This window comes from Salinicoccus sp. HZC-1 (assembly GCF_046736035.1).
Lineage (GTDB): Bacteria > Bacillota > Bacilli > Staphylococcales > Salinicoccaceae > Salinicoccus.
Genome location: NZ_CP177130.1, coordinates 256,932 through 269,735 on the forward strand (window position 1 = coordinate 256,932; position 12,804 = coordinate 269,735).

16 protein-coding genes are annotated in these 12,804 nt (G+C 42.3%); 12 read left to right on the plus strand and 4 right to left on the minus strand.

From position 1 onward, the window contains the following. Nucleotides 1-84 precede the first annotated feature (84 nt). The 3 genes from ACKRAT_RS01305 (at nt 85) to ACKRAT_RS01315 (ending at nt 3,105) form a co-directional block, all read left to right on the plus strand. Nucleotides 85-1,104, plus strand: a complete 1,020-nt coding sequence (locus ACKRAT_RS01305; RefSeq protein ID WP_411843318.1) for a DUF6933 domain-containing protein — start codon at nt 85-87, stop codon at nt 1,102-1,104. A 228-nt stretch (nt 1,105-1,332) separates the two neighbouring features. Beyond that, nucleotides 1,333-2,571, plus strand: a complete 1,239-nt coding sequence (locus ACKRAT_RS01310) for an MFS transporter (protein ID WP_411843319.1) — start codon at nt 1,333-1,335, stop codon at nt 2,569-2,571. 108 nt (nt 2,572-2,679) lie between these two features. Beyond that, on the plus strand, nt 2,680-3,105 hold the full coding sequence (locus ACKRAT_RS01315) for a CBS domain-containing protein (protein ID WP_411843320.1): 426 nt from the start codon (nt 2,680-2,682) through the stop codon (nt 3,103-3,105). A gap of 74 nt (nt 3,106-3,179) precedes the next feature. On the opposite strand, the gene ACKRAT_RS01320 is transcribed toward ACKRAT_RS01315, so the two are convergent. Further along, on the minus strand, nt 3,180-3,971 hold the full coding sequence (locus ACKRAT_RS01320; RefSeq protein WP_411843321.1) for a cytochrome c oxidase assembly protein: 792 nt from the start codon (nt 3,969-3,971) through the stop codon (nt 3,180-3,182). A gap of 4 nt (nt 3,972-3,975) precedes the next feature. Continuing rightward, complete coding sequence (locus tag ACKRAT_RS01325; RefSeq protein ID WP_411843322.1) at nt 3,976-4,455, minus strand: DUF2243 domain-containing protein; 480 nt, start codon at nt 4,453-4,455, stop codon at nt 3,976-3,978. A 221-nt stretch (nt 4,456-4,676) separates the two neighbouring features. Here ACKRAT_RS01325 and ACKRAT_RS01330 point away from each other — a divergent pair, with 221 nt between their 5' ends. Continuing rightward, nucleotides 4,677-4,958, plus strand: a complete 282-nt coding sequence (locus tag ACKRAT_RS01330; RefSeq protein WP_411843323.1) for a DUF3219 family protein — start codon at nt 4,677-4,679, stop codon at nt 4,956-4,958. A 15-nt stretch (nt 4,959-4,973) separates the two neighbouring features. Beyond that, complete coding sequence (locus ACKRAT_RS01335; protein WP_411843324.1) at nt 4,974-5,969, plus strand: LLM class flavin-dependent oxidoreductase; 996 nt, start codon at nt 4,974-4,976, stop codon at nt 5,967-5,969. A 106-nt stretch (nt 5,970-6,075) separates the two neighbouring features. Here ACKRAT_RS01335 and ACKRAT_RS01340 read toward each other — a convergent pair whose 3' ends face one another. Then, nucleotides 6,076-7,026, minus strand: a complete 951-nt coding sequence (locus ACKRAT_RS01340; protein WP_411843325.1) for a threonine/serine dehydratase — start codon at nt 7,024-7,026, stop codon at nt 6,076-6,078. Between the two features lie 192 nt (nt 7,027-7,218). Beyond that, complete coding sequence (locus ACKRAT_RS01345; protein WP_411843326.1) at nt 7,219-7,749, minus strand: nitroreductase family protein; 531 nt, start codon at nt 7,747-7,749, stop codon at nt 7,219-7,221. Nucleotides 7,750-7,910: 161 nt separating this feature from the next. Between ACKRAT_RS01345 and ACKRAT_RS01350 the strand changes: the two genes are divergently transcribed. From ACKRAT_RS01350 to ACKRAT_RS01380, 7 genes are all read left to right on the plus strand, one after another. Continuing rightward, complete coding sequence (locus ACKRAT_RS01350) at nt 7,911-8,189, plus strand: hypothetical protein (protein WP_411843327.1); 279 nt, start codon at nt 7,911-7,913, stop codon at nt 8,187-8,189. Between the two features lie 106 nt (nt 8,190-8,295). After that, nucleotides 8,296-9,291, plus strand: coding sequence for a zinc-binding dehydrogenase (locus ACKRAT_RS01355; protein WP_411844392.1), 996 nt, complete (start codon nt 8,296-8,298; stop codon nt 9,289-9,291). 89 nt (nt 9,292-9,380) lie between these two features. Further along, nucleotides 9,381-9,710, plus strand: a complete 330-nt coding sequence (locus ACKRAT_RS01360; RefSeq protein WP_411843328.1) for a YrhK family protein — start codon at nt 9,381-9,383, stop codon at nt 9,708-9,710. 567 nt (nt 9,711-10,277) lie between these two features. Continuing rightward, on the plus strand, nt 10,278-11,066 hold the full coding sequence (locus ACKRAT_RS01365; RefSeq protein WP_411843329.1) for a hypothetical protein: 789 nt from the start codon (nt 10,278-10,280) through the stop codon (nt 11,064-11,066). 230 nt (nt 11,067-11,296) lie between these two features. Further along, complete coding sequence (locus ACKRAT_RS01370) at nt 11,297-12,076, plus strand: Cof-type HAD-IIB family hydrolase (protein ID WP_411843330.1); 780 nt, start codon at nt 11,297-11,299, stop codon at nt 12,074-12,076. Nucleotides 12,077-12,221: 145 nt separating this feature from the next. Continuing rightward, nucleotides 12,222-12,440, plus strand: a complete 219-nt coding sequence (locus tag ACKRAT_RS01375) for a heavy-metal-associated domain-containing protein (RefSeq protein ID WP_411843331.1) — start codon at nt 12,222-12,224, stop codon at nt 12,438-12,440. Nucleotides 12,441-12,555: 115 nt separating this feature from the next. After that, a complete protein-coding gene (locus ACKRAT_RS01380; protein ID WP_411843332.1) occupies nt 12,556-12,774 on the plus strand; it encodes a heavy-metal-associated domain-containing protein in 219 nt (72 codons plus the stop codon). Nucleotides 12,775-12,804: the final 30 nt, after the last annotated feature.

Consider the following 12,804-nt stretch of genomic DNA (forward strand, 5'->3'; position numbering starts at 1 on the left):
GGGAGGGTGCCGTTTTACATATAATATGAAGAAAGATGATGTTAAAATACAGAACAGTTAAAAGAAATACGAGGTGACGGAAAAATGATTATAAACCCTACAAAAAAATCTTTGCCGCTGTTCAATAAGCTGCAGCAGACAGAGGATAAGGCAAAAGGAAAAGCATTCTCGGAAATCAATCCATTTTTCTCATGGCATGCGAATTATATCAATGTAGAACGCAAAAAAGTGCTGATACTGGTGAATGACCGTACATACCTGCCTCTGCTGATTACAAATGTAGATGTAAAAAGAAAGAAGGAATTGGAATCGATCATTGAAGATGGTATCCGTACGATGTTCAGGTTGATCGGTGTCAAACTTTCCGATATAGACCGTTATATTGAAATGGCAGGAAAAATCGAAATCAATGCAGCATATGACAGAAAAACTCTGGGTCATATTAATGATTATCTGTTCCTGCTGAGTGTGATTGATATGGATTTAAGCATCCCGTATGAACAATGTCTGTTTTTAGCGAAAACCCCGCAGGGCAAACTTGAAGAGCACAGCAGCATTGAAGAGACACTGGCTGTATTTTCCCGGGGAATCGGGATTGAAGAAGTCGGCGAACAGGAACCCTATCAGATTGAAAGAACTTGGGAGCCATTCTCCAGGTGGAATGAATATGTTGAAAAGGGCTCGTTTGAAGACTTTGAGGAAATGTCAGAAGAGGTAAGAAAGAATAATGACAAATTGCTGTATTCATTTGGCAGGTATCTCCAGGAAAGTGAAAACCAGTCCAGGAAAACGGCAGAAAAACATGTGTTCAATGCAGAGTTCTACTTGAATTCTTATTTGCTGCACTCCGAAATCAGAACTGTTCTGACGGCCACAACGGACCCGGCGGATTTCCTGGGAAATTGGTATACCCGCAAAGCGTTGTGGGCAAATGAGAAGAATTTAAAACAATCAGGCACGGCACTAAGGAAATTATATAAATTTTTAAATGAAGCTGATGAAATCAGTGATAAGGAATTGGAAGAATCCAGACCGGCTATTACTGAGGGCATTGAAGAGGGAAAAGACCATTTAAAAGCGATGGAATCTGATTCTTTTTATTAATAATGAATTAACAGCGAAAAGCAGTATCTCTTTAAAATTGGAGATGCTGCTTTTTGTATTATTGAAAAATCGTTAGGATCCATTGAAAGGTCTAACAAGAGGTAAGTTCGGCCGATTATAGATAGAGAAGTTTTATAATTTAGAAAATTTTTATTGCCACATGTTTAAATGAGTGGTTTAATTATTAATTAAACAAATGGGGAAATTCAATAAAAGAAGGTAGCGTCTATGGGTGAAAATATCCGCATGGCTACAAGCCTGTACATCAACTACATCCTGCTTGGGATGATTAATCTGATCATTGCTTTACATATGGGCTTTTTGACTGTGCAATTTGATACCGATGCGGCTGCCATCAGTATGCTGATATCGGCCATAGGAATCGGTAAATTATTTGGACTGTCGTTTGCTGGCAAACTGTCGGATTCACTGGGGAGAAAACCGATGGTGATTACAGCCTGTATATTATATGTAGTATTTTTAATTTCCATTCCATTCTCGCCAACGTATGGTGTTGCTTTTGCATTTACACTGCTGGCCGGGATGGGAAACTCCATCCTTGATACAAGTACATACCCCGCATTAATTGAAGGCTTTCCGAAAAGGGCCGGTTCGGCCACGGTATTGGTCAAGGCATTTATGTCACTCGGAGCGATAATCCTGCCTTTGATGATTACATTCTTTATCGCAAGAGAGCTGTTTTACGGATATACATTCTTTATCATGGCATTCGTATTCCTCATCAATGCGATCCATTTAACGACGGTCAGGTTTCCAAGAGCGAATATGGTGGTGGTTGAACCGGGTGATGAAAACAAAGAAAAGGACGAAAAGGAGCCAGAACCTTATTTCACGGTGAAACCCCGATTCTGGAAAGAAGGCATTACTGTAATATTAATCGGATATACATCAGTTTCGTTATTCACGATTATACAGACATGGCTTGCGAAGTATGCAGAAGAAATTATCGGACTGAGTGAACCTGTGGCAATCAATCTGCTGAGTTATTACAGTTTCGGCGGTTTCATCACTGTAATCCTGCTTGCCACAATGCTGGATAAAGTGTTCAGGCCGGTGACAGTATTGATTTTGTATCCACTTATAGCGATTGCAGCGTTATGTGCACTTCTTTTTGTAACGAATTACTATGCACTCATAGGAATCGCATTTATCCTGGGTTTATGTACGTCAGGACTATTCCAGCTTGCCGTCACTTTAATGGCAGAGTTCTTCCCCGGAAGGAAAGGGACGAGCACCGCTTTTGTCACACTGTCCTCCAGCATTGCGTTTATTACAATTCCGTATACAACAGGGTTGCTCAACAGATATATAGGCGTATCCTCTATTTTCATTTTCGAAATGGCGGTGGTGGTGACAGCGATGGCGCTCGCAATCTTTATATCGATCAGATACAGGAAGATATTCAATATTACATCGCATAAGAGAATACTGTGGAGAAACCTCTAAAACGATTTAAAAAGCCAATGTCTAAATGATTATCATATGGATGACGTGGTATATATGTAATATGCATGTATTTCCGATGCATATAATGAATCTAAGGAGGCACAATTGATGAAAGTCACTGAAGTAATGACGACTGAAGTTGAAACGTGCTCGCCAGAAACGACGATTCAGGAAGTCGCATCCATGATGAGTGAAATCGATGTCGGTTCCATTCCTGTTACCGAGGACGGTAAAATGGTGGGGATAATCACTGACCGGGATCTTGTCATCAGAGGAATCGCTTCACAGTTTTCTGCAGAAACTCCAATATCCCGGATACTATCCTCAGATTCCCTGACGGGTACGAAAGATATGGATGTCGAAGAAGCTGCCAATATTATGGCAAAACACCAAATTCGTCGTCTTCCGATTGTGGAAGACAACAAAATTACTGGCATCGTATCTCTTGGGGATGTCGCAGTCAAAGACCCGGCACCGGCAGACTCAGAAGTGGCACTGGAAGATATATCGAAACCTGCAGAACCGGAAAAATAAGCAATTAAAATAATAGAGATAGACGAGGTCGGTCTGATTAAAGGCCGGCCTCATTTTATTTGGAAATAGATTGATTATGCAGCTTTTTTCTCCGGTTTGGGTGCTGCAGTTTCATACCACTGATAACAAAGGAGAATAATCAGGCAAAGATCGATGAGATCGCCGCCGTAATACATTAACATTGCTCCTTTTTCACCTTCCGGACGGGAGATGCTTCCCGGTGGTGCGGCGTAAATGAGTTTGGACAGGATTTTATGAAACCCGAGTGCAAGGATTAAAATCACTGACCGGTACATGAAGCTATGGCGGTGGACGGTCAAATCGATATAGATGATCGATATCGTAAACAGATAGCCGGCCAGGAACACGTGGAGATGGATGAGTGCAAAGAGCCATATTGATGTGTGCATCAATGAAAACAGATCCGTCTTATAAATCAGGAACAGGCCGCCGATGTTCAATATGGAAGCTGTAAGGGGATTGGTGATGAAACTTCCGTAGCGGCTGTTCAAAAGCCTGCTTAATTTTCTGGCGGCAGACACATTTAAAGTACGCATCAGAAGGGTCATCGGCCTGCTGAAGACCAGCAGGAGCGGGGCAAGCATGCCCAGCAGCAGATGCCCCGCCATATGTGCAGTGAAATTTACGTGTGATAATTTGAATAATGGCCCCATCAGCGCAGAAGCGGTAATGAATATTCCGGATACCCAGAAAAAGTAACGGAAAACAGGCCATTTTTTATGTTTTTTACTGGATAAAAAAGCGGCAAGCGGATAAAGCAGTAAAGCGCCTGCAGTCATTATGGCAATGACCCATTCAAATGCTGCAAAATTTATGGGAGCCGTGTAATGGTGGATGTGGTTCATAATTTTAACCCTCCGCTCTGCGGCGGCCGTACTGTTTTTTAAACTTTAAGAATAGAACAATACCTGCTATAAGCAGAAGTGCTCCAAATGTATTCCAGGCAAGATCATAGGGTAATATATCGACCCCATAGCGTACTTTATGAATCTGCAGCACTTTATGATTAATGATGCCATCAAACAATTGGAACCCACCGCTCCCTATGAGTACTGAAGCAATCCACCTCATCATATGAATGGTATGCTTTCTATGCAAATCTGCAAACATGAACAATCCGCTGACAATCGCAAATAAAGCGAAAGCATTGAGAAGCCCGTCAGTAAAAATACCCGCATATGGAGTCGACCGGTCATAAAAGTGATGCCATTGGAGCAATTGATGGAAAATGATCTCGTCAATAAGCGCCATAAGGCCGATACCGAAAAGCACACCGGACCAGACGTTCTTTGCGGACGGGGCAGGATCTGTGAAACGATTATCGGACATTGGCTCATCTCCTTACATCATAGACAGTTATTTTCAATTACCCTTAATGCTTATAGCTTAAAAGTGAAAAGCCGTTTTACATGCTGCTTATAATGCCTGAAAACCATTAAAGAATGTGTGGAGGGAGGAGGGGGCATTAGGCAGTGTTTTTTAGTTATGGCTGGGAATATGTTATAACAATATTTACATAAGCTTTAAATATTATGTAAAGGGATGATTATGTGGTTAAGCAAATTGTACTGAATGACTATAAGATTGAATTGACCGATTTTGAAGAGAGAGAAGAAAATGGCAGATTAGTTATTTCAGTAAAATTCGATGTAACGAGCAAGGAGTATCATGATGTGACCACACTTTTATATGAGGAAGTTTTTGATATCAATGTGCCCGAAAGAGATATGAAATTTAAAGGTGTCATTACAAACTATTTAACATCCCTGGATAATCTCTATGAAGAGGATCAAGTGGGTAAATATCAGGTGACATTTACAGAAATAGAATGAATGGGGAATCATAACATGAAACTAAGTATTTTGGATCAGTCTCCCATTTCAAGTAACCAAACGCCGCAAGAGGCCCTGGAAGCCACAATGAAGCTGGCTGAAAGAGCCGAAAAGTTGGGATATACACGGTTTTGGATTGCAGAACACCATGCATTGCCCGGACTCGCTTCGAGTGTGCCCGAAGTGATGCTCAGCTACATCGGCGCAAATACAAACAGTATACGAATCGGTTCAGGAGCAGTGCTTCTGCCGTACTATAAACCATATAAAGTGGCTGAAACTTATAATATGCTGGCAACATTATTTCCGGGCCGGGTGGATATCGGTGTAGGCAGAGCGCCCGGCGGATCTGCAGAAGCGTCTGCTGCCCTGTCTGATAATTTCCTGCAAAGTGTATTTAAAATGCCGGAACTCCTCAAAGACCTCATCAATTATGTCGATGACAAGGATGAACAAGTAAAAGCTGCACCGCTGCCGCCGGTCCGTCCGGAAATCTGGATGCTCGGCACAAGCGAGAAGAGTGCCAGGGCAGCGGCAGAAAATGGTCTCGCTTATGCTTTCGGTCAATTTATGAGTGATACGGAAGCTGAGAGTGTAGTTGAACAGTACCGTAAAGCTTTTAAACCGAGATATGAAGGTCAGCAACCCTATGTCATCCTGACGGTATCAATAATTTGTGCAGAAACAACAGAAAAAGCGGAGACACTTGCCGACAGCTATCTTGTCTGGCAGGTGAAAAATGATCAGGGAAATAATTTCAGGGGCATCCCCTCTTTAAAAGAAGCCGAAGGGGTTGAATTGAGTCCGGAGGAACAGAAGAAAATTGATGATATGAAAAATCAGATGATCATCGGCAATCCGGATATAGTGAGAAATGAATTGAATCGGATTCAGGAAGATACAGACACCGATGAATTCATGATTGTCACCATTACTTATTCTCCGGAGGATAAACAAAATTCCTATCGTTTGATTGCTGAACAATTTCAGCTGCAAAAAAGCAAGAAATAGAATACTGAAAAAAACCACTTAAAATGGTACTGACCCCCAAAAATTAGATTTACAACTCTAACTTTTGGGGGTAACCACCAATTGCTGAATTTTAAGTGGTTTTTCATTAATAGTCTACTTCTTTCAGCATATCCAGTCCGACATTGCCGCCGGAGATGACAAAACAGACTTTGTCTTCCGCAGAGACTTCAATCACGCCCTCAAGCACGGCTCCCGCGCCAACACTTGAGGAAGGTTCTGCAACGATTTTGCCTTCCATGAACAATAGCTTCATCGCTTTAAGGATAAATTCATCAGCGACAGCCAGCATGCCGTCGACATTTTCCTGGACGATTGGAAAGTTCCTCTCTCCCGGCTGATCGGAAACGAGTGCATCTGCGATGGTTTTTTGTCTGGAGATTTTCGTCCGCTCCCCCCGGGCCAGACTTTCACTGTACTTCGGAAGATTGGCAGGTTCCGCCCCGTAAACTTTAGTATCAACCGGAGAGTGTTTAATTGCAGTGGAGGTACTCGCAAGCAGTCCGCCGCCGCTTGTCGGCAGAATGACATAATCGAGACTTTCATGCTGCTTCACAATCTCCAGTCCGACGGTGCCCTGACCGGCCATGACATCATAATCATCAAATGGAGGAATAATGGTATAATCATATTTTTCTGCGAGGGTTTCTGTTACATCAAATCTTTCATTCACATCCGCGCGGACCAATTCAGCGCCAAGTGCTTCTATCGCATCCGCTTTAAATGCCGATCCTGAATCAGGAACGACAACAGTTGCGTTGATTCCCAGCTGCTTTGCAGCAAATGCAATGGCTTTCCCGTGGTTGCCTGAAGATGTAGCGATAATCCCTTTTTCCAAAGCTTCATCTGACAATTGGAGTACTTTATTCATTACGCCCCGTATTTTAAAAGCGTTCGTCACCTGCATGCTTTCGAGTTTCACATACACTTCACATCCTAAAAACGCATCCAGGTTTTTCATGCGCAGCAATGGCGTCTGATGAATGTATGGCGCAATCCTGTCAGATGCTTCCCGGATATCATCGATTGTCAAAGACATGAACTTCCCCTCCCTTTATCCTGATATTTGCCGTTCCTTCTATATTCCCTTTATCCCTTTCTTCAACACTTCAATTTAAGCCAATGCATCCTTCCTCTTTAGGGATATAAAATTACCGATCTAATGATTATACTGATTGAATCTGAATAAAAATCGATCAAAAATAATTGCATTTTTTGACCGCTTTGGATATTAACTATCTTTAAATTTTACGTAATGCACCATTTCTTCAAATGGAAGATGGTCCTTCGGTTTCGGGTTTTCGTCCACCTGGCCAAGACCAACCACAGCAACAATACGTCTGTCTATGGGAATATCTGCTAGCTTGCGGACATGGCTTTCACGCTTTTCCGGTTCCACTTCATCTTCGGAATGGTAGATGGCGCCAAATGCAGCACCGAGATCTTCCTCCGTCGATGCCAGCCGTAAAAACCCGGATGCGATCAATGCGTCCTGAAGCCAATACTTGCTCACATCAGGCCTGCCGGTGACCACGATGCCGGCCTGTGAACCAGCCAGCCATTTCATGAATGGGGTCGCTTCACTCATCTCTTTTAAAACTTCAGTATCGGTTATAACGACAAATTCCCGGGAGGGCAGATTATTGCCCGCTGGTGCCATATATCCTGATTTAACGATACGGTCCAGTTTTTCAGGGTCTATTTTCTGTGATGAAAAAGATGTAATCTTCCTGCGGTTTTCTATTGCTTTATGTACGTTCATCAAATGCCCCTTTCCATATTTTCATATATACCTATGATTTCATTATAGTCCAGACGGTGTAAGGTTTCAGGTATAATGGAGCCATTAAAAGTAGCAATGAGGAAATTACAGCAAAAGCAAAAAACAATGAGATTGAGGCATTCCGGTCCGCCGATAGAAATATGGATTACGGCACACTGATCGAACTGGAGGCATCAAATTTCCCGGGAAATATTCTGGAAGAGGGTGATCAGGTGAAATCTCTGACAATTAACAGATTGACAAACCTCATTAAAATGAAATATGGGAAAGAGGCGGACGTGGATTACAAACTGAATGACTTTGTTCTTTCAGAATTACAGTTGGATGAAAAGGATAGCCGGGAACTTGAGATAATGGTTTCTTCACACTGGCGGTTCAGCGCAGAAGAGGGCGGCATTACAATTGCCCCTGCCAAATAGATTCGTCTCCGTGATATGAAGGCGTATCATTTGCGGTGCATCGAAGTTTCCCACTATGATGGAACTGTCGGAATAATATAAACACTACATACAGGAGGAATATATGATGAAAGCAATACTTCACGAAGGCGCATCAGGGATGGAAGGCTTGAAATATGCTGAAATCGATAACGCTGAACCGGAAAAAGGGGAAGTGAGGATCAAACTGAAGACAGCAGGTTTGAACCATAGAGACCTGTTCGTACCCAACAGGCATAAAGCGGAGGATCCGGCATTGGTTCTGGGTTCTGATGGAGCCGGCATCGTAGATGCTGTCGGCGCAGGTGTGGAAAATGTCAAAGCAGGTGACGAAGTCATCATCAATCCTTCTCTGGGCTGGGAAAAGAACAGTGATGTACCACCGAAGGGCTTTGAAATTGTGGGGCTCCCATTCCATGGAACATTCGCTGAATATATTACAGTGCCTGCTGAAAATGCAGTGGAGAAACCGGGATACCTTTCCTGGGAAGAAGCGGGTGTACTGGCACTCTCGGCTATGACGGCATACCGTGCACTGTTTACAAGGGCGAAAGTTACGAAAGGTATGACAGTGTTGATTCCGGGAGCGACCGGCGGTGCAGGGACGTTCCTGATGCAGTTTGCTGCAGCGGCAGGCGCAACAGTTTATGTTACATCCAGATCCGAAGAAAAACGCAGTGAGGCACTGGAACTTGGAGCAGATAAGGCTATCGACAGTGAAGCGGACTGGAATGAGGCGCTGTCCGGGGAAAAAGTGGATGTTGTGATTGAAAGCGTGGGTGCAGCGACTTTCAATAAGTCTGTGGATCAGCTCCGTCGCGGCGGCACGCTCGTGGCATTCGGCGCATCGGCCGGAGATACTGTGGAATTTGATTTAAGAAAATTCTTCTACGGGCAATACAACCTTCTCGGGTCCACCATGGCCAGTGCGGAAGAACTCCATGAAATGCTGGACTTTATAAAACAGCATGAGCTCAAACCGGTTATGGATCAGTCCTATCCCCTTTCAGATTTCGAGGAAGCATTTGACCGTCTTGAGAATGCGGGCATGATGGGCAAGATAGTTTTCAATGTTGAACAATAAAGAAACCCTTATTCATATATGGATGTGTAATTAAATTTTCTTCTAACGGGTAGAGATTATTGTATAATTTCGCACGAGGAGCTGGAAATATGCCAAAGATTAAAAGGGATAAGAATTACTTTGAGTTTGATATAGGTGGTTTTGGAGTTTTCTTCAATAAACGGTATCATCTGCTCTCAACCATCAATGATTTGTCATTGGGACTATGGTTCGTAATCGGGAGTGTGCTTTTCCTTTTTCACCAGACTCAGACCATTGGGACGATTTTCTTTATCCTGGGCAGTGTTCAGCTGCTGGGCAGGCCAATTTTAAAACTCCTTCATGGCTTTTTCATCCGGAAAGAGTCGGAAAAAGAACAAAAGGATGAATATCCATCGGAAGTGATAGAAGAGATGGAAGAGAATAAAGAGAAGGCATAATTCATTCGGGGTTATGCTTTTTTTATTAAAATTTTGAGCTGAATATTAAAAGATTCGGGAGATTCCCCGTCACTTCATATATGCAGGAAGGCAATCGGTTTTATCATACTGCAGCCGGTGATACGAAGTCATAAGTTGAATGATGTTATATTTTAAGTTATATACCTATGATCCGTTCATATTGTCAATCGCAATTCATCAGCCATTTCATTTTGTGGACCGGTCGTTCACTTTGTTACATTCTGTTATTATTATTTATCCATTCGTTGTCCATTAGATGATAAGATGGGTTTAAAAATTTAAAAAAGTGCTATGCAGTTTTGTTTTTCGTGGTCATTTTATATTTATACTTAATGTGAAGGCTTTAGTGAACGGAAAATATAATTATATGGATGAAAGGCCCTTCCTCCATGGAATGCCAGAAGGGCCTTATCTGATACTGAATGTGATGATATGTTCTCGGTACTTTAACAGGAGCAGCTATTATCTAAAATATTTTTGAGAATTTAAAGACGGAATCATTCAGATGATTAATTTACAGTCTGCAGCGTGACGGGGAGGAATGACATGTTAACTATAATGATGCTCATTGTGATTGCGGTGATTATAGCCCGCGGCATATATACGCATTATATTTCCGGAAAAAGGGAGTCATTTATACTCAGTGGCAGAAAGGGGCTATTAAAAGGACCTGAAGATGAAGCATTGCTCGCTGCTCTGAATACGGCAGAAAGAGAGAAGAAGTTTATTTCCATATTAATTTTTTCATTCATTCTCACTGTGGCCGTATATATATTTATTGATCCTGTTTTTGCAAACTGGTTTGCGCTCTTCATGCTCCTTATGTATTTTGTATTCGGAGCAGGACTGGACATCATGGTTTTTAAAGCGACTAAAGACAAATTTATCATTGTCAGACTTGTGATCGGCGGTCTGTTTCTATTTGGTGGGGTGACCTACTTTATCACTGAAGGCCTCAGGGAACCCGAACTGGTGATGAAAAACAATCATTTTGTAAATATTGTATATGATATAGGACCATCAAGCAGTAATGAAGTCAACTATACACGGGATATGTTTTTTGTTTATGAATCCATAGATGATATAGAAATGACGAACGAAACCCCCGATATACCGGTTATAAATGCAGTGCATGGCATCGGCAGCAGATTGAACGGTGTCTTTAATAAGGGTGGGAGACACAACCGTCTACTGATTGCGGATAGAACCAAAGATAAAATTCTTCTCACTTATGAAGAGGGGAATAAAATATATATCAACAGTCGGTCCCATGAAGAGACAGAGGAATGGTATGAAGCATTAAATGCAAAAGTGGAAGAATACAGCAACAATTGATTATGCCGGGTGTTTATTCGGCTTTTTTTACCGGCTTTCATGTCTCTATGATTTTTAAAGAAAATGAGCCTCACGATATCTATGACTGCAGACGAACACCTGCAATGAGTGAGGATAGGTTGAGAAACTGAGTTTTTCGGACGGAAAAGTTTATCTTTGTTGACATGAAAGGCTTTTCATAAGGTAGACTTGATATGCTTGTATAAAAAAGTGACTAGAGGTGCAGACTAATGAAAGAACAGAGCATTATTTTCTTTGATATTGACGGTACGTTGCTGGATACAGATAAAAAGCTTCCGGATTCTGCTAAAAGAGCAGTTGCACAGCTGAAAGCCGACGGCCATATCGTTGCGATAGCGACAGGACGGGCGCCTTTCATGTATGAAGATTTGCGCAAGGAGCTGGGGATTGAAACGTTTGTCAGCTGTAATGGCCAGTATGTGGTTCTTGAAGGCGAAGTAATCTATCAGAATCCGCTGCATAAAGAAGATCTGGTGGCCATGACGGAGGAGGCACTGGGTAATGATCATCCGGTGGTCTATCTCAGCGATGAAGATATGATGTCGAATGTTCCTGAGCATGAATATATTAATGAAGGCATCGCTTCCTTAAAACTGGGTATTACACCAGGACACGATCCGGATTATCATAATGGCCGCGATTTATATCAGACCCTGTTGTTTGTTCCAGAAGGCGAAGAGCAGCAGTATGTGGAAAAATACGATAGTTTTGATTTCATCAGATGGCACCCTGTCTCACTGGACGTCATACCAAAAGGCGGTTCCAAGGCGAATGGCATTGCCAAAGTGATAGATGAACTGGGCTTCCCGCCTGAAAGACAGTATGCTTTCGGAGATGGACCGAATGATCTTGAAATGCTGAACACTGTCCATAACAGTTACGCTATGGGCAATGCCAAAGACGAAGTGAAGTCGCACGCAAAATATATTACAAAACATGTCAACGATGATGGTGTTGAACATGGCCTGCGAATGGCCGGATTAATTTAATAGAATGATTTTTGGAACTGCAGATAATTTCTGCAGTTCTTTTTTTTATATTGACGGCGATCAATTCTTTATCTGCGGCATCATCATATAATAATAACTGAAGAGGGACACAATATAAAAAATATAAGGAAAGAGGAGATTGTTAATGAGAACGAATATACAGACGGATACACTGACCTGCCCGAGCTGCATCAAAAAAATAGAAGGCAGCCTGAACAAGATGGACGGCGTGGAAACGGCGAAAGTATTATTCAACTCCAGCAAAGTGAAAGTGCAGCATGACGAAGCAAAAGTTGACGCAGATGAAATCAAAGGAATCATAGAGAATCTAGGCTATCCGGTACTGGACGTCAAATCCAGATAACTTAAAGAAAAAATGGATTATTGACGGCGGTCAATTCTTTATCTGCGGCATCATCATATAATAATAAGTGAAGAGAGAGACAATATAAAAAATATAAGGAAAGAGGAGATTGAAAATGAGAACGAATATACAGACGGATACACTGACCTGCCCGAGCTGCATCAAAAAAATAGAAGGCGGCCTGAATAAGATGGACGGCGTGGAAGCAGCGAAAGTATTGTTCAACTCCAGCAAAGTGAAAGTCCAGCATGACGAAGCAAAAGTTGACGCAGATGAAATCAAAGGAGTCATAGAGAATCTAGGCTATCCGGTACTGGACGTCAAATCCAGATAACCGGGGAGAAGGGAAGAAAGGTGAAGGATA